At 44.0% G+C, this 18169-nt stretch carries 17 protein-coding genes; 2 read left to right on the forward strand and 15 right to left on the reverse strand.

Features of this window, described 5'->3' with window-relative positions; genetic code table 11:
• Positions 1-4 precede the first annotated feature (4 nt).
• Positions 5-1435, reverse strand: a complete 1431-nt coding sequence (locus ACMXYT_RS12660) for a PLP-dependent aminotransferase family protein (RefSeq protein WP_415898975.1) — start codon at positions 1433-1435, stop codon at positions 5-7.
• Positions 1436-1544: 109 nt separating this feature from the next.
• Between ACMXYT_RS12660 and ccoG the strand changes: the two genes are divergently transcribed.
• Positions 1545-2951 (forward strand): cytochrome c oxidase accessory protein CcoG, encoded by a 1407-nt coding sequence (gene ccoG, locus ACMXYT_RS12665; RefSeq protein ID WP_415898976.1) that lies wholly within the window; start codon positions 1545-1547, stop codon positions 2949-2951.
• A 157-nt stretch (positions 2952-3108) separates the two neighbouring features.
• Here ccoG and ACMXYT_RS12670 read toward each other — a convergent pair whose 3' ends face one another.
• Positions 3109-3345, reverse strand: coding sequence for a GIY-YIG nuclease family protein (locus tag ACMXYT_RS12670; RefSeq protein WP_415898977.1), 237 nt, complete (start codon positions 3343-3345; stop codon positions 3109-3111).
• Positions 3346-3868: 523 nt separating this feature from the next.
• Here ACMXYT_RS12670 and ACMXYT_RS12675 point away from each other — a divergent pair.
• The gene (locus tag ACMXYT_RS12675; RefSeq protein WP_415898978.1) at positions 3869-4150 is read left to right on the forward strand and encodes a hypothetical protein; all 282 of its coding nucleotides are present in this window, start codon (positions 3869-3871) and stop codon (positions 4148-4150) included.
• 22 nt (positions 4151-4172) lie between these two features.
• Here ACMXYT_RS12675 and nth read toward each other — a convergent pair whose 3' ends face one another.
• From nth to cysN, 13 genes are all read right to left on the reverse strand, one after another.
• On the reverse strand, positions 4173-4808 hold the full coding sequence (gene nth, locus ACMXYT_RS12680) for an endonuclease III (protein WP_415898979.1): 636 nt from the start codon (positions 4806-4808) through the stop codon (positions 4173-4175).
• Between the two features lie 21 nt (positions 4809-4829).
• A complete protein-coding gene (locus tag ACMXYT_RS12685) occupies positions 4830-5798 on the reverse strand; it encodes a diguanylate cyclase (RefSeq protein WP_415898980.1) in 969 nt (322 codons plus the stop codon).
• A complete protein-coding gene (locus ACMXYT_RS12690) occupies positions 5795-6775 on the reverse strand; it encodes a response regulator (protein WP_415911513.1) in 981 nt (326 codons plus the stop codon). The genes ACMXYT_RS12685 and ACMXYT_RS12690 overlap by 4 nt, the downstream gene beginning before the upstream one ends.
• Positions 6776-6894: 119 nt before the next feature.
• A complete protein-coding gene (locus tag ACMXYT_RS12695) occupies positions 6895-7458 on the reverse strand; it encodes a PsbP-related protein (protein ID WP_415898982.1) in 564 nt (187 codons plus the stop codon).
• Between the two features lie 15 nt (positions 7459-7473).
• Positions 7474-8604 (reverse strand): M48 family metallopeptidase, encoded by a 1131-nt coding sequence (locus ACMXYT_RS12700; RefSeq protein WP_415898983.1) that lies wholly within the window; start codon positions 8602-8604, stop codon positions 7474-7476.
• Position 8605: 1 nt separating this feature from the next.
• Entirely contained in the window at positions 8606-9370 is a 765-nt protein-coding gene (locus ACMXYT_RS12705) for a hypothetical protein (RefSeq protein ID WP_415898984.1), read from the reverse strand.
• Positions 9371-9448: 78 nt separating this feature from the next.
• Positions 9449-10150, reverse strand: coding sequence for an electron transport complex subunit E (locus ACMXYT_RS12710; RefSeq protein WP_415898985.1), 702 nt, complete (start codon positions 10148-10150; stop codon positions 9449-9451).
• Positions 10150-10803 carry an electron transport complex subunit RsxG gene (rsxG, locus tag ACMXYT_RS12715; protein ID WP_415911514.1) on the reverse strand — a complete coding sequence of 218 codons (654 nt, stop codon included), beginning with the start codon at positions 10801-10803 and terminating at the stop codon, positions 10150-10152. The genes ACMXYT_RS12710 and rsxG overlap by 1 nt, the downstream gene beginning before the upstream one ends.
• Positions 10803-11864 carry an electron transport complex subunit RsxD gene (rsxD, locus tag ACMXYT_RS12720; RefSeq protein WP_415898987.1) on the reverse strand — a complete coding sequence of 354 codons (1062 nt, stop codon included), beginning with the start codon at positions 11862-11864 and terminating at the stop codon, positions 10803-10805. The genes rsxG and rsxD overlap by 1 nt, the downstream gene beginning before the upstream one ends.
• A 14-nt stretch (positions 11865-11878) precedes the next feature.
• Positions 11879-15052 carry an electron transport complex subunit RsxC gene (rsxC, locus tag ACMXYT_RS12725; RefSeq protein ID WP_415898988.1) on the reverse strand — a complete coding sequence of 1058 codons (3174 nt, stop codon included), beginning with the start codon at positions 15050-15052 and terminating at the stop codon, positions 11879-11881.
• A complete protein-coding gene (gene rsxB / locus ACMXYT_RS12730) occupies positions 15049-15645 on the reverse strand; it encodes an electron transport complex subunit RsxB (RefSeq protein WP_415911515.1) in 597 nt (198 codons plus the stop codon). The genes rsxC and rsxB overlap by 4 nt, the downstream gene beginning before the upstream one ends.
• 9 nt (positions 15646-15654) lie before the next feature.
• Positions 15655-16236, reverse strand: coding sequence for an electron transport complex subunit RsxA (gene rsxA, locus ACMXYT_RS12735; protein ID WP_415882090.1), 582 nt, complete (start codon positions 16234-16236; stop codon positions 15655-15657).
• A gap of 153 nt (positions 16237-16389) precedes the next feature.
• A complete protein-coding gene (gene cysN / locus ACMXYT_RS12740; protein WP_415898990.1) occupies positions 16390-18060 on the reverse strand; it encodes a sulfate adenylyltransferase subunit CysN in 1671 nt (556 codons plus the stop codon).
• Positions 18061-18169: the final 109 nt, after the last annotated feature.

The following is an 18169-nucleotide window of genomic DNA, read 5'->3' on the forward strand; positions in this document are numbered from 1 at the left end:
CCGTTTACTCGGTACCCTCATCAGTTTGAGTCTGTTTAATTAAGCTAGCTAAACGAATCAAAGCGCCGCGACGAGCCTCATTCCAAGCATGAGCAAAACTTAAACGTAAACAATTACGGTACTGATTTTGCGCTGTAAACAGATTACCCGGGGTAATTAATATGCCTTCACTTCGAGCTTTTAAATACACCGAAGTCAAATCGTAGCTATCTTCCAATTCTACCCATAAGGTCAAACCACCTTGCGGTTGGCTCACTCTAATCACACCTAATTCGCCCCACTCCTGAGAGAGTAACTGAATAAGCTGATCTCTCTGCTGCTGCAAAAGCATCTTTTGCTTTTTCAGATGTTTCTCATAAGCACCCTCTTTGAGGAAATCGACCAAACCTTGTTGAGTAAATTTATTTAGGGCGAGAAGGTTCACCATTTTAAGGCGCATCAACTGCTTCTGTTCAGCTGCAATAATCCAACCCAAACGAAGCTCTCTTGAAACGGACTTAGAGTAAGAACCACATAGAATCACACGGTTTTCACGGTCCATACTTTTTAATGGTGGGACGCGCTGACCAAAGGCTAAGTCGCCGTAAATATCATCCTCAACCACAACAAAATCGTGTTTACTCGCCAAAGATAAAAGATGCTCACGCGCAGAGACCGACATCAAAGCGCCACTCGGCGTCGCAAATGACGGCGTCACTATGCAGGCTTTAATCTCCCACTCTTCTAACGCCTGTTCCAGCGCCTCTGTCGACATGCCAGTATGGGAAGAGACGGGGATTTCCAGCACTTTTAACCCCATGCTTTCGATAAGTTGTAACACGCCATAAAAGCCTGGTGATTCAACCGCAACAATGTCTCCAGGTTCACAGCTTAATTGCAAAGCCAACGAAAGCGCATGCTGACAGCCAGCGGTAATAGTGACGTCTGCGGCACTAAAATGACAACCAGTCCGACGATATCGTTCCGAGAGATGCTCTCTCAACTCCAATAAGCCAGATGGTTCATCATAATATTGATGGTCATTACATTTCTGTCGGCGTAACGCTCTGCCAATACTGCGATTCAGCTCAGTAATACCCACCGGCATATCCATATAGCCTTGCTCTTGGGGAAAGATATCGAAAGCCGCATTACGCTCCATAATGTCGCGAATAAGATCACTCATATCGACAAGCTGAGGCGCTACGGAGAGTTCAGGGCGAGAGGGTGTAGGATGGGCTTTAGGCAAACTACAGACATAAAAGCCTGATTTAAAACGAGACTCGATCAAACCCGCCGCTTCCAAGCGCTGGTAAGCATGAATCACCGTTGCTTTAGACAAGCCTTGTTGTTCACACTGAACGCGAATCGAAGGCAGTTTACTCCCCGCGGGCAGATCGCCATTTTTTATCGAATCAGCCAACGTCTGCTCTAAGTTTTGGTACAGAAAATCCATAATCCCTCCACTATCTGTACCTATTATAATTATTTTTTTTAAACCTGCCCCTATAATTTGCATTCCTGTACAGTTGTTCACAATCACCGATGAGCAAAGTGAGCACAACATGCAACAACAAGGTAACAGTGAGATTCCTGTCACTATGATTCAGGAAGCTCCCCCTCTTCCCGGCAACGGAAAATTTCATGTTCGTCTAGTCGAAGGCTTCTATCAAAACCTAAGGCGTTTCACCAGTTGGCCAATGCTGGCACTCTTCTTTGGACTTGTATGGGTTCGTATCAATGGTGATCCACTAGTTTTATTTGACTTTGAAAGCCACCGTATTTTCCTTTTTGGTGCAGAATTTTCTTGGTATGACCTACCGGTATTAGCGGGGTTATTGATTGCGGGGGCCAGCCTGTTGTTTTTTATGGCCGTCGGCTGGGGGCGTATTTGGTGTGGTTTTGCCTGCCCTCAATCAATCTGGACTTGGATCTTTATCCGCATTGAAGATTGGACCGAAGGGCGCGCCGCACTACGATCAAAATCTGAAGAAAAATCCCTAACCGGTATTCGACTGGTTCGACGCGTTCTGAAACATGCTCTTTGGCTTCTCGTTTCAGTCGCTACAGCGATTACGTTTAGCGGTTATTTCGTCCCTATCGAGCAGCTTCTGCAATCGATCTTCAGCTTGGAAGCTTCGCTCTTTGTATTTACGTGGATTATCTCCATGGCACTGCTCACTTACTTCAATGCAGGCCTTGTCCGCGAAAAAGTCTGTTTGCATATGTGTCCCTACTCCCGTTTCCAAGGGGTAATGTTTGACGAGGATACACGTACCGTCGCTTATAACTCGCTACGCGGAGAACCACGTACCCACCTTCGCGGTAAAGAAGATAATCCTGGCGATTGTATCGACTGTGGTATCTGCGTGCAGGTTTGCCCTACTGGAATAGACATTCGAGATGGGTTACAAGCCGCATGTATCGATTGCGGTGCCTGTATTGATGCCTGTGATAACGTCATGACTAAGTTAGGTCGACCAACTGGACTCATTGAGTTTTATTCTGAAAAACAGCTACAAGCTATTGAGACGAATACACCGAAAGAAGCACCGCCGAAACAACCAATCCTGCGCCCAAGATTGATTGCTTATATGACCATTCTGATTATTACCGTATGGGGTGTTGTTTACGGTATGCATAACCGCACAGAGTTGTTAATTGAAGTAGCTAGGGAACGTGGTCAGCTTTACCAAGTGGTAGGTAATGAGGTCTGCAATAGTTACCAAATCGAGTTGGAATCCTTCTTGCCTGATTTGAAACAGCTCTCTGTTAGCGTTCAAGGTGTGGATAGCGATCAGCAGTTCAAACTTAAAGGTCCTGCAAAAATCGAGCTAAACCAACAAAATGCGATCAAGATTTATCAAGTCTGTGCGGTACCGAGCAACTTAGATAAAAGCACGCAGATCCAGTTTAATTTTAGAAACGAGACTTTCTATACCTATAAAGCGAGTACTTTCCTTACTCCCTAATGTAGGACAACCTCTTCGATCATAATCAGGTGAATTTTAGGGTGCCTACCAACCCTACCCCACAGCGGTTGGTAGGATCTACAGTTCGAGAGGGCCTGATTATGATTTTCCCCAATTGCCGGTAATCACTGCCGGCAATTTTTTTATTTTGTTCAAACTACCCTTCAGCTAAACGTTCTTTTTTCTGACGTGACAGACGTTTGATTTCGTACTCGCGCTTAGATGCACTGGAACGATCAATATGTTCCTCTTGCCAATAAAGTGATACTGGCCTGCGTACCCTTGTGTATTTAGCCCCGCCCACCAGCTCGCCATTATGCTGGCGAATGCGACGTTCAAGATCTGTCGTGATACCTGTGTATAGGGTTTCATCCGCACAACTCAGAATATACACATACCAATTGCTCTCTTTATCCTTCAAAAATTCACTCTCACTCTAAACACATAACCTAAGCAGTATATTTTCCCCATGAGTTTCTTAAAACCAGAAAAGCATTCAAACACAAGACGGCTATAGGAAGCACCAATGTAAGTACCTACATACACTATAGATCCAATAATACCTAAGCTTTATTTTCCCTTTCTACATAAATTAAAACAATGATTACACACAATGAAAATCTACGTAAAAACGATGTGGACAGAATCTGCTAGCTCTTTTTGCTGGAGAATCAAGTGGAAATTAACCGATTGAAAAATAAGCATTTTAAATAGTGAATAATTTTACAACAACTAACGCAAACTCCGCGCCTATGCTACTTGCAGCAAGCTACCCAAAACTTATTAAGAAAGTTATCCACAGATTTTATGTATAACTAAATATGACCGCCATCGGTTTATTCTCATCCCTAAAAATACTTCTACGAATAACTGCTAGTCTAAAAATAACTGGATCATTTGTTTATAAAGGCATAGCGATGAAACAAACAACCTTAAGCGCTGACTGGCAAAGCTGGGTCGAGGAAAATAGAGCTCGTAACTGTGACCTTGATGAGATGGTTGAGATTCTCAAACAAAATGGGTTTAGTAGTGAAACTGCTATGAGTGCCGTTTATAAGCAACAAGACAAGGCTAATTCATCACCAAAACCACTATTTACTGGAATCGTTTTCTACACAAGCAGAGCGATGGTGCTCATCTCTCTGTTGTTTAAGATAGAAAACTTAGCTAAGGGAGCTACTTCCATTTGTTGGGTGTAGGAGGAGATAAAAAGAAAAACCTTTAAAAATCAGTCTTTTCTTTGTACTCGCACAAATCTTCGATTAGACAAGAACCGCATTTAGGCTTTCGAGCAACACAGGTATAACGACCATGTAAAATGAGCCAATGATGCGCATCGATCAGAAACTCTTTTGGAACAAAACGCATAAGCTTCTGTTCAACTTCATTCACGTTTTTACCTGGTGCTATCTTAGTACGGTTTGAGACCCGAAAAATGTGAGTATCTACAGCCATGGCTGGCTGACCAAAAGCGGTATTTAAAACCACATTTGCTGTTTTACGCCCTACACCAGGCAGCGCTTCTAAATCAGCACGGTTATCTGGTACTTCTGACCCATGCTTGTCGACCAAGGCCTTACAGGTCTTGATCACATTCTCAGCTTTAGTGTTAAACAAACCGATGGTTTTAATATATTCCTTTAAACCATCTACACCCAAGGCATAGATCGCCTCTGGAGTATTCGCTATGGGGTAAAGCTTGCGAGTTGCTTTGTTCACGCCCACATCCGTCGCCTGAGCAGAAAGGATAACGGCAATCAGAAGTTCAAATGGGGAGCTGTATTCTAGCTCAGTCGTAGGATGAGGGTTATCTTCACGCCAACGGGTGAAGATTTCGTGCCTTTTTTGCTTGTTCATTACTAAATATCTTGAAGTGCTTTAGTTGTAATCACCGAAAAGACTGACCCAATTACGGCCGCTCTGTTTAGATTTGTAGAGCGCCTGATCAGCTTCTTCTAGCCATTGCGTAGGCGTTTGTTGCTCGTAATTTAGCTCAGAAACACCCAAGCTAATGGTAACTTTTAATTGATGTTCGGCATAAGGCACAACGAGGCTCTCTATACGAGAACGTAGGCGCTCAGCAAAGATCATAGCATTTTCACCATTCGTACCCGTCAAAATCGCTCCAAACTCTTCACCGCCATAACGCCCTAGAAAATCGGTTTTACGCGCCTGATCTTTTAAAGCTTGAGCCACAGCACGAATGATTTCATCGCCGGCTTGATGCCCATAGGTATCGTTCACTCGTTTGAAGTGGTCGATATCAAACATCACTAAACTACTAACTTCCTGACTGCGATTGAAGCGCTCAAACTCTTGATTAAGGCACTCTTCCCAATAGCCTCGATTGTTTAAGCCGGTTAACCGATCTTCTCGGCTTAACGCTTTTAACTGATCGTTAGCCTGCTGCAATTCGATCTGACCAACCGCCGTATCTGTTACGTCATAAATCAAGATACCAACATGATCCACTTCACCAGTGGGTGACGTTAGCGGGATCAAAGTAACATTTTGATACATGAATGGCGCACTGCCTGTAATCGGGCGATTACTCTTGAAATGGAACAGATAGGGTCGTTGTTCCCAAGAGATATAAGCAGGGTTCTTTAACAGAAAAACTGACTCTAATTTTTGCTTTAACCAACGACAAGGAAGCTCAGGAAATTTAGCAAATATAGAATGATCTGCTAGCTTGACTCCGGATATACCTGAATGGTTTTCCATAAAACCATTCCACAGCTTAATAAGGCCCGCTCGATCAACAACCACCAAGCCCACTTCAAGGTTTTGAATCAGCCCTAAAGTCCAATGTAACTCATCGATCTCTTGGAAATTCTGACTATTCATTCAAAATAACTCGCAATCTTCTGTAGTACAGGTAAGGAATCAGGGGTAAACGCCAAAATCAGCTCACACTGAAAGTCATATTCAGGTAGCTGATAATCAACTGAAATAGTCATGGTTTGGCCTAAAGATCCTACTTGATCACAAACCCTTTCAACATCATGCAAAATACTAGGGGTTGCTCGACTAAATACAAGGTCCAACTGTTGCGCAAAACCAGAAATAAATGCACCAACAAGTGCATTCGCAAGTGACATTAATAAATCAGATTCTGAATATTCCCCATTCTCTGTCATCCCCATCAGCCTTGCCACACGGTCTAAATTACCCGTTTGCAGCAATAACAATGCCTCACCTGCTACACCCGAGCCAATAAAGCCCTGACTAATGAGTTCATGCTGATTATCTGACGCAATCTTAAGCTGATTCGCTAGTTCTGAAGTTGCAACCATTTTCACAACAGGAATAGGCAGATGGACGAAAGTCTTTAATAAACTGCCTAGCATACTGCCCGCTTGGCCCATCGCAACATTGGCGATCTCTTGATAATACTCAGGCAAAGCAAGCGGAGTGTCGATCTGCTCTTCAACAATGACTGGATGTTCCAGCTCGCTTAACAAACCAAAACGTTGGAGAACTTCAGAGATCACCTCTGGAGATGTGGGCTTTTTGATAAAAGCCAGTGCACCTAACTCTTCTACCCTTGATTGCGCTTCCGGCTGAATATCACCGGAGACAACTATCACCATTGTGGGAAGATCATCTTGGCGGATACGCTCAAGCGCCTGATAGCCATCCATAATTGGCATGGTTAGATCAAGGAATAGAATATCACCCTTGCCGGCTCTAATTGCTTCAAGCCCTTCTAGACCATGTTCAGCAAACGTTACTTCGACATTCCACCCACGAAGAGCGGATGCCATTTGTTTACGTGCTAAACGGGAATCATCACAAATAACTACAGGAACAGGCTGGCTCACAATCCTTCCTAAAGAATAATAACCAAGGAAAACAGTAAGCTAACAGCCTAATGTATGCCTTAGCAGAAAACAATTCTGCTAAGGCAATAGAAAGGAAATAAACGAGATTTAAGGTTTGTTTATTTTTGACTTAGGATCTGGAAAGAGTTTGCCATCGTTTCAAATTCAGGGAGCTCTTTGTCAAAGAAATACAACGCTGGCGATTTATAGCTTAAAATGTAGAGACTTTTTTCCATAATGGTGCCGTAGACCAGCACCTTAAAAACTAAGCCGTTGGGGTTAGTTACATTTAATGTCAATTTAAACCCATCATTTCCATTAATATCCATAGGAACTAATTGGTTTTTCTCAACCGTTAAACCAGATTGTTGTGCTTTGAGGTTTTCTACGAAATGATCCGCGACCTCATTCACTAGAGTATCAGACTTTAATTTCACATCGATAAATTCAAAAGGCTTGTCTAAAGAGCTTTCACGAAAGTTTACCCATTGAAGTGCAGGCCCCTCTTTTGTTAATACAATAGTGTTTTCTTTGGAATCATTGTATTCAACCCACCCTCCAGGGATAGTTACTTCAAAATCTTTGCCTTTATTTTGTACAGTAGACTGCGTCTCTGGCAAGCGTGTAAAGACTTGGCACCCCGCTAGTACAAACATTAAACTAAGGATGACTAACTTCTTCATAATACGATTCCTTTCTTACTGCATTTTCTTTAAATAGTATTCCGCAAAGGCTGTATCAGCCGTGGCAGATGCAAATTTTAAATATTGTTCTAAATGATTTTTGGCTAATTCATTTTGTTTACGTTTAATAAAATGAAAACCAAGTGCTTTATGTGCCTCAGCAAACTGCGGTTTCTTTTCGACTTCAGCAATCAATAGCTGTTCCGCCTTATCAGAACTGGCATCATCTGCCTTCTTTAGTAACGCTAGTGCCTTCAGAAAGTTTAACCTATCCTGATAGATTCTTTCCGCACCTTGGTCTTCCAAGGTAGCTAATACAGCATTAACTCGACCTGCCGCTAACTTTTCCTTTATAACTGGCACTCGGATTCCACCAACAATTGATTGATAGCGTTCAAAGCCAATCTCACCTTTGGTTTGATCAGTTAAATCGGCATTTAATGTTTTAAAGTTACCAATACGCTCTTGCAGCTTAGGGTGACTTGCAAAAAAGTAAGGCTCATCAATATCGTTAGCTTTGACTTCACGAGCTAGAATTTCAAAAGCTCTGGTTGCTTCAGATGTTGCATAGCCTGCCTTTCTCAAACGTTCAAAACCCAAATTATCAGCTTCCGTTTCATGCTCTTGTGAATAACCACTTATAGAGTTCATCGCAACAAGTTGACCAGCAAGCGGGATACCAATCATAGAAACAGCAAGCGCCCACCCCTGACTATTCTGGTTATAAATTCTCTGCTTAGCACTGTGTTTTTGTAAAAAGTGAATGCCTTCATGGGCTAGAACAGAAGCAATTTGAGCTTCATTTTCCAATGAAGCCAGCATACCCAAATTGATATAAATACTTCCATTAGGCAAAGCGAAGGCATTTAAAACTGGTGCACGATGTAAATCGACTTTAATGTGCCCTTTAAATTCCGGGTAAAGACGATCCATGATTTCCTGCAAATAAACTTTTATTTTTGGAAGATCTGGAATTTGTCGCCCTTTCTGCATTGCAGTATCAAACTTGTCAGCCTGAAACCAAAGGCGATTCTCACCTTTGGTTTTAGCCTCAATTTCATCACCCGCCTCAAAGGACTTTATGTTAGTCGCCTTGCACCCCACCATTAGGAATACAAAACAACATAACAACACATGACGCCACATATTACTTTTCCGCTAACTGCACTACGGTTTTACCGACCGACTCCGCAGGTAGGGTTTCTAAAGCCTTAGTCACTGCTTGAGATACTTGCTCTTCTTCCAAGAAACCAACTTCTTGAGAGAATACAAAGTTGTTCCACACCACATTGCCGGTCTCTGTTTCGACAATACCGACAGTCAGGTACGAAAATCCCATCGGGATACCAACACCAAACAGGGCTGCTGCAATCATAGCAGCCTTCCGACCACCGGTACTGATATAGTCCTGCCCAGATACAAACACAGCGTAATCAACATTGTATTTATTCTTTAAGAACGAAAGTCCCGGCCCTAATGTCGTTTTTGTTTTAAGTTCATCATGCTTCCAAGCTGGAAAGCGACTTCTAATGATTTCGGAATCAACAACAGGATAATAAAGTTGAGTATATTGCTCTAACAGGTTTTCCTCTTCATCTGTTAAAGCAGGCTTATTAATCATATGAAAGCGTTCAAATGCTCCAAACTCTTTGTTAACCGCTTTATCGACTAACTTGGTTCCTGTCTCAGTCCATTCTGGAACTTCTTCCGAGTCACTGACTCCTAGTTCGAATATCTGAACATCGGCAGAGGTAACCAATAATTGGTGGGTATCTTTTGATTGTAAGGAACTTTCTAGTTGCTCGTGCTGACCTTTGTGAACAGACGTAACACAGCCTGAAAGCTTGAGAACACAAAGAAAAACTGAGAGGAATTGCAGTAAGCTAAACTGCTTGGAATTAAGGTATGCCATTAGCCCCATCCTTGAAACATTTCAGAAAATGGGGCAATGATACGGATTATTTATTTAGGTTTTCAATAGGCAATTTGCCTAACCTGTAATACGAACACGTTCAGGTTTAGTCCCTTCATCAGGCGTCTGCTGAGCCAAACGCTCTTTTGCACGGGCATCAATGATGTTTTTAAGCGCAATTAATAAACCCATGCCAACAAAGGCACCTGGTGGTAAAACGGCAAACAGGAAACCAGTGTAGTCATCAACAACGGTAATTTTCCAATCAGCTGCCATTGGACCAAATAGCAGATGCATATCGCTAAATAGCGTACCTAAACCTAGTAATTCGCGCATCGCACCTAAGATCACCAATACTGCGGTGAAGCCAAGCCCCATCATTAAGCCATCTAACAAAGACTCTTTAACAGGGTTCTTACATGCAAAAGCATCAGCACGCCCCATAATGGCACAGTTAGTTACAATCAATGGGATAAAAATACCTAAGATTAGGTATAACTCGTAAGTAAATGCCTTCATCAATAACTCAATTGCAGTAACAAATGAGGCAATGATCATTACAAAGATCGGAAGACGAACAGAATCGGGTACAAATTTACGGAACGCCGATACCGTGAGGTTAGAACCCAGTAATACCAGAATACTAGCAATACCCAAACCGATAGCATTAACAACTGTACCAGTTACTGCAAGCAACGGGCATAGACCAAGTAATTGAACTAACGCAGGGTTATTGTCCCACAAGCCATCCAAAGAGATTTTCTTATAATCAGCAGCCATTAGTTAGATACCTCCTGATTGTTATCTTGCTGTTCGGGCTTAACTTCTAGCAATGCAATGCGGTTGTCTTCAAAGTAATCTAGTGCTCGACCTACCCCGTTTACGATCGCGCGTGGCGTAATCGTGGCACCGGTAAACTGATCAAACTGACCGCCATCTTTTTTAACTGCCCAAACACCGCTGTTTTCTGTCGCTTTAGCACGGCCGTTAAAACTGTAGATCCAATCAGACTTCTTGGTTTCGACTTTATCCCCTAAGCCAGGTGTTTCTTTATGCGCTAATACGCGAACACCAGCTACAGAGCCATCAGCATTGATGCCAACAATAAAACTAATATTGCCACTGTAACCATCAGGTGCAACAACCGGCAAAATAACGGCTTTAACTAAACCATCTTTGCGCGCTCGATAAGCCGTGACCGGCATTTTATGCCCTAACTCAGCGACCTGAATATCCAAAGTATCTTGTAGTAACTGATTGTCGATCGTGTCACGAGGAACGATTTCATACAGAGCTTTTGCTTTAAACTCGCGCTCGTTATCAGCAATTTTATCTTGAGTAGATGCTTGTGTAATCGCGATGACCGCCGCACAGACAACAGCAAATAAACTAATCGCAACCGTACTCGATTTAATCGCACTAAATAACTGCATTATGAGCCCCCCTTCATGCCACGCTTAGCTTTTGCATGGCCATAAGTTCGAGGCTGGGTGTATTGATCAATAAAAGGCGCTGACAAGTTCATCAGCAATACAGCAAATGCAATCGCATCAGGGTATCCCCCCCAACCGCGAATAATATAAACCAATACGCCAATACCGATACCAAAATAGATCTTGCCACGATTACTAGTTGCAGATGTTACTGGGTCCGTTGCAATAAAGAACGCACCTAGCATGGTTGCTCCCGCCGTTAGGTGGAAAAACGGTCCAGCAAACGAAGATGGATCAATAATATGAAACAGCGTTGATATAACCGCTAGCGAACCTAACACAGCCATAGGCGTGTGGATGGTAAAAACTTTACGGTAAATTAAGAAGATACCACCCATCAGATAAGCAGCACTTACTGCATGCCACGCACCCATCCCTTCAGATAGGACAGGAACCGAGCGCCAGACTTCCTCTGTTGTTAATCCACTACGATGGCGCATGGCATCAAGCGGTGTCGCACCGGTGTAAGCATCTATTAGCGCAGGATCAACCGATCCAAAGATCACACCAAGTGTTTGTCCAAAACTTAGGACATTCCAGCTTCCTTCTGGGCCATTGAGCACAAAAGGCTCTGTCCAACTCGTCATCTGTACAGGGAAAGAAACCAGCAGCAACGCATAAGCAACCATTGCTGGGTTGAAAGGGTTCTGCCCCAGACCACCATACAAGTGCTTAGCAATCACAATAGCGACGAATACACCGACCATTGTCACCCACCATGGCGCAAATGGAGGTAAGGCTAGACCTAACAGCAACGCCGTAACGATTGCACTGTAGTCTTTTAGGTAAAAACCTAATGGGCGCTTACGTAGTTTAACTATGGCAGCTTCAAAACCTACTGCAAGCAAACATGCCCAGATAACATTGATTAAGGTGCCCCAACCAAAAAAGAACGTCATCGCAGCCAAACCAGGTAAGGTTGCGAGTATCAATAAACGCATTACATCAGCCGTACTGCTGGCCTTATGTAAATGGGGGGAGCTAGTGCGTATTAACGCCATCTGCTAACAAATCCTTAATCGCTAAAACGACTTAACGTCTGGTTTAATTTCTCTGCTTCTTGTTGAGCGGCTACTAACTGCTCTTCCATAGTAGGCAGATCATCAACATTATCTTCTCGAGCTTTAGTTAACGCTCTTTCCGCTTTGGTAACGGCCGCGCGAGCCATCGCAGCATCAATCTTTAACTGTTTAAGATCGATACCCTCTCCTGCAGCTTTCTCTATCAGCTGAATTTCATAAGCATCAAACGCCCCTTTAGCTTCATCGTGCAACTTAGTTAAACGCTGCACTTCTGCTTCCAACTCAGCTTGATCCGATTCTTCTGCATCATCTAAAGCATTCTGCGCCTTCTTCAGCTTGGTACGCATAATGGAAACATTCTGCTTCAAAGCTTTAGGGTCAACAGGTTCTGATTTTGCAGGCTCTTCTAACTCACCACCTGCTTGTAGATATTCCTGCTTCAGCTCTTCATGCTTACCACGCAGTTTTTCCACACCGGCTTTCATCTTCTCAGCCGCTGGGCTACCAGATTGAATCGCTTTGTCTAAAGCAACTTGAGCTTTATCTACTTTGGCCTGCATTGCATCCATATCAGCTTTAAGCTCATCTAGATTAACTGCTGGAGCGACAGGAGCAGCCGCAGAAGCTAGAACCGCTTTATCATATTCAGCTTTAGCTTCTTCGTATTTACCTTGCAGCTTCTCGACACCGGCTTTCATTTTTTCAGCCGCTGGGCTGCCAGATTCAATCGCTTTATCTAAGGCAATTTGAGCTTTCTTAACTTTGGCCTTGATAGCCTCCATATCTTCTTTAAGCTCATCTAGATTGACTGCAGGGGCTACGGGTGCAGAGGTTGGCGTTTGAGCCGCCTTATCATATTCAGCCTTAGCTTCTTCGTATTTACCTTGAAGCTTCTCTACACCTGCTTTCATTTTTTCTACAGCTGGGCTACCTGAAGCAATAGCTGCATCTAAGGCTTTTTGCGCTTTTCCCACCTTAGCCTTCATTGCAGCCATATCAGCTTTCAGCTCATCTAGATTAACAGCTGGAGCTACAGGTACAGAGGCTGGCGCTTGAGCTGCTTTATCATATTCCGCTTTAGCTTCTTCGTATTTACCTTGAAGCTTTTCTACACCCGCTTTCATTTTTTCTACAGCAGGGCTGCCTGAAGCAATAGCGGCATCCAAAGCTTTTTGCGCTTTTTCAACTTTGCCCTGCGCTGCATCCATCGTCTCTTTTAGCTCAGCTAAATTAACCGCTGGTTGTGTCGGCGCTGGTGCACCGCCAGATTCAGCTTGATCATACGCAGTTTGAGCCGCTTCAGTTTTAGCTTTCTGTTCAGCAACTTTGGCTTTAAGCGCTTCGAGATCACCATCACCAGACTCTTCGGCTTTGGCTAGCGTTTTTTCAGCTTGCTTCAACTTGGTTCGAGCAACGGCTGCATTGGTTTTAAGCTGTTTAACATCTACAACTGGTGCAGACGCGCTCGCTGGATTCTGAGCCTGATCGTAGGCCTCTTGTGCAGCCTTAGCTTTCGCTTCTAGCTCAGTCACGGTTTGACGTAACTGCTCAATACCATCTAACCCTTTAGACTCAGCATTTTCTAGTGCTTTCTGTGCTTTCTTCAGTTTGGTACGCGAGACTGCAGCAGCTGTTTTAAGCGCTTTAATATCTGGCTCACCCGATGGTTTAGCAGCTTCAGCAGTTTTACCTGACGCTAGTTTGTCTTTCTTAACTGCTTGCGCCTTCGCAGCTTCTTCTGCTCGTTGTTTACGACGCAGTTCTTTCTCTAACTTCTCTTGCTCCAAGCGAGCCTGACGAGCTTCGAAACGCTGACGTGCATGATCTGCTTTACGCTGCTCAGCTTCTTCTGCGCGGATCTCAGATTTAGCAAAACGGTAGTACTGTACCAACGGGATATTACTTGGACAGACATAAGAACAAGCACCACACTCTATACAATCAAATAAGTTATGGTGTTTGGCTTTTTCAAACTCTTTACCTTTCGCAAACCAATGCAATTGTTGCGGTAGTAACTCAGCAGGACATACCTGCTCACACATACCACAACGGATACAAGGGTTCGCTGCCGGTGCAGGCGGCATTTCGTCGTAAGTTGCGGCAATAACACAGTTGGTGGTTTTGATCATCGGGATAGATTGACTATCCACGGTATAGCCCATCATTGGACCACCAATAACTAAACGATAAAGCTCAGACTGACGTACTTCAGCAGCTTCCAACAAGCTTTCTAGTGGAGTACCGATCAATGCACGCATATTATGCGGATGACCTAAAGCGTCGCCTGTAACCGTCACAACACGGGAGATCAGAGGTACACCGTTATAAACAGCATCATAGATAGCAGAAGCTGTACCTATGTTTTGGCATACGATACCGACATCGGCAGGGATCTTTCCGCTTGGAACTTCGACACCTGTCAGCAGCTTAATCAACTGCTTTTCACCGCCCGATGGATAAACAGTTGGAACAACGACAATATCAATATCTTGCTTGGATTCTGCTACAGCAAGCTCGAGCGCACGGATAGCCTGAGGCTTGTTATCCTCAGTGCCAATCATAATGTGATGCGGTTTTAACAGGTGCGCGATAACCTCAATACCTTTGACGATGTCGTCTGCACGTTCACGCATCAACATATCGTCAGCAGTGATATAAGGCTCGCACTCCATCGCGTTGATAATCAACGTATTAACAATATGATCATCACCCAGATGAAGTTTCACATCGGTTGGGAAACCTGCGCCACCCATACCACTGATACCGTGATAGCGGATAAAATCGATCAACTCTTGTTTATTGATCGCCGTATAGTCTTCCAGACCTTTATGATCGCACCACTCATCTAAACCGTCGGTTTTAATCACCACACACGGGGCTGACATACCGGACATATGCGGTACAGGGCGAGACTCAATAGCCTCTACTACACCAGAGCTCGGCGCATGAACGCTAACACTTATGCGACCTGCTGCCTCAGCAATAACCTGACCTTTAAGCACTCGATCACCAACGGATACAACAAGCTCTGAAGGCGCACCGATATGCTGTGATAAGGGTACAACAAGCTGTTCAGGGATTGGCGCTATCTGAATCTGACCGCCGGTAGACTGATGCTTATTTTCAGGTGGGTGCACACCACCGTGGAAAGAATGCTTAGTACTCACGCTGCACCTCTCTCCACAACTTCACCACGCTGATCCGTTGCAATAAGTTGAACACCCGGCTTAGGCATATCCCACTTCCACGTTTGTAACGTGGTTTCAACTGGTAACATATCAATACAATCTACTGGGCAAGGCTCTACACAAAGGTCACAACCTGTGCATTCAGATGTAATAACCGTGTGCATCTGCTTAGCTGCACCTAAAATGGCATCAACTGGGCACGCCTGAATACATTTAGTACAACCGATACATTCATCTTCACGGATATAAGCTACAGCTTTAACGGGCTCTTCTTCCGCGCCACCTTCAAGAGGAATCGCTTCCACATCCAGAAGGTCGGCTAAAGTTTCTACTGTGCTTTGGCCACCTGGAGGGCATTTATTAATTGCGTCACCCTCTGCAATTGCCTCTGCGTAAGGACGACAACCAGGGTAACCACACTGACCACACTGGGTCTGCGGCAAAATACTGTCGATTTGATCGACTAGAGGGTTACCTTCAACTTTGAAGCGTACTGAGGCAAATCCCAATAGCAAACCAAAAGCTAAAGCTAAGCCTAAGAGAGCTAATACGGCGATGATTACGATATCCACGGTCGGCTCCTAAATCTGTACCAGACCGGTGAAGCCCATAAATGCCAAGGACATCAGACCAGCAGTCACCATACCGATCGCAGCCCCCTGAAATGGCATAGGGACATCAGCCACCGCAATACGCTCACGCATTGCAGAGAAAAGAATCAAAGCAAGTGAGAAGCCGATTGCAGCGCCAAAACCGTAAACAATAGAATCAATAAAGCCATTCAGCTTTTTGATATTTAGTAACGCAACCCCTAGAACTGCACAGTTAGTGGTAATCAACGGCAAGAAGATACCTAACACTTTGTACAAAAGCGGGCTGGTTTTACGAACAACCATCTCAGTGAACTGTACAACAACCGCTATCACTAAGATAAATGTAATCGTTTGCAGATACTCTAACGCAAGAGGCTGCAGGAGATATGTGTACGCAAGATAACTACATACGGACGACAGAGTCAGTACAAACGTGGTCGCCAAGGACATACCCATCGCGGTTTCCAGCTTATTGGAAACCCCCATAAATGGACACAATCCAAGGAATTGAACCAGTACAAAGTTGTTTACCAGCACAGTGCTGATAACAATCAGAAGATATTCTGTCATAAGATCCGTATAGCTATCGAAACCTACCCCTAAAAGAAAATTAGTAAAATCTAATCTTACTATCTCTTATAAGGTTTCGGTATAGCGATATTCTGATTTAAAACAATAAACCGGGAGATCAAGCTCCCGGTTTTTCCATTCGAGAATGGTCTTTTATTTCAATAGCTCTAGTGCGCTTGCTAGTTTCTCAACGTCAGTAGACCCCTGAAGTTGATCAACGTTCAACGCAACTGCACCTTCAACTGCATCGTCAGTTTCAAGCAGAGAAATAAGACCTGCTTGATTTAGAACAGCAGACGCATTCTGAGCACCGCCCTGAAGTTGTTCAGCGTTAAGCGCTACAACTGCACGACCTTGTTCGAACAATACTGACTCTAGGCTAAACAATAGTGTTTGACGCTGTTCAGCACTACCACCAGCGATAGTCGCTGTAGCAGCCTGCTGACCGAAACGAATTGTACGATCAGATGTTGTAACTGCAGAAGCACTAACTAGCTTAGATTCCAGATCAGTCTGCTCATCACCACCCTCGATGATCATACCCGCAGCAACAGTTGCATTAGTTAGACGATCAACGATGATGAAAGAACCTGTACCATGGTGAGCACGGTAATCATCAGCAACAACTGGACGCTCTAGCGTAATCTCACAACGTGCGATTTCGTTTAGCTCTAGAGAGTCAGCAGCAGACTGTTCTAGGGTATTAACGTCTACACGGTGACGAACGTTACTGATACCACCAGCAATACGCGTAGTGTTCAGTTTAACTTCGTACTGACGACCTTTCTGCAAAGGTTCCTCAGACATCCATACGACCATGGAGTCAAAACGGTTTGTTGTTTCTGGAACATCGTTGCTGTGAACAAGAATATCGCCACGAGAGATATCAATCTCATCTTCCAAAGTTAGCGTTACTGCCATTGGTGGAAATGCTTCTTCAATTTCACCTTCGTAAGTAACAATCGACTTAACCTTGCTGGATTTACCAGAAGGCAGCACAGTTACTTCGTCGCCTGGGCGAACGATGCCGGAAGTCAAAGTACCGCAGTAACCGCGGAAGTCTAGGTTAGGACGGTTAACGTACTGCACAGGAAAACGTAAGCTATCGAAGTTTTGGTCGTTAGCCAGCTCAACTGTTTCCAGTGTTTCCATCAATGGCTCGCCTTTAAACCAGCTCATTGGTTCAGAAGGTGTTACAACGTTATCACCCTTCAATGCAGAAATCGGTACAAACTGAATATCAGGCAGATCTAGCTGCTTAGAGAACTCAAGGTAATCAGCTTTGATCTCTTCAAAACGCTCTTCACTGAAATCAACTAGGTCCATTTTGTTGATAGCAACAATAGTGTGCTTAATACCTAGTAGAGAAACGATAAAGCTGTGACGTTTAGTCTGAACCTGTACACCGTGACGTGCATCGATAAGGATGATCGCAAGATCACAGGTAGATGCACCTGTTGCCATGTTACGTGTGTATTGCTCATGGCCCGGAGTATCCGCGATAATGAACTTACGCTTAGATGTAGAGAAGTAACGGTAAGCAACGTCGATAGTGATACCTTGCTCACGCTCTGCTGCAAGACCATCAACTAGAAGCGCAAGGTCAAGCTCTTCACCAGCATTACCAACACGCTCATTATCCTTCTGGATAGCAGCAAGCTGATCTTCATAAATCATTTTAGAGTCATGTAGTAGACGGCCAATCAATGTAGATTTGCCGTCATCCACGCTACCACAAGTCAAAAAACGTAATAGCTCTTTGTTCTCGTGCTGGTGCAGATATGCTTGGATATCAGATTCAATCAGTTCGCTTTGGTGACTCATTTTTTTCCCCTTAGGAAAGCGGCAAGCTGGTCATTTAGATAGCTTGTCGCTGAATATTCTTTTCAATATGGATGTAAGGTGTGGCCTATAAACTCATACCGCCACGTTT

The organism is Neptuniibacter sp. QD37_11 (assembly GCF_047778105.1).
Classification (GTDB): Bacteria; Pseudomonadota; Gammaproteobacteria; order Pseudomonadales; family Balneatricaceae; genus Neptuniibacter.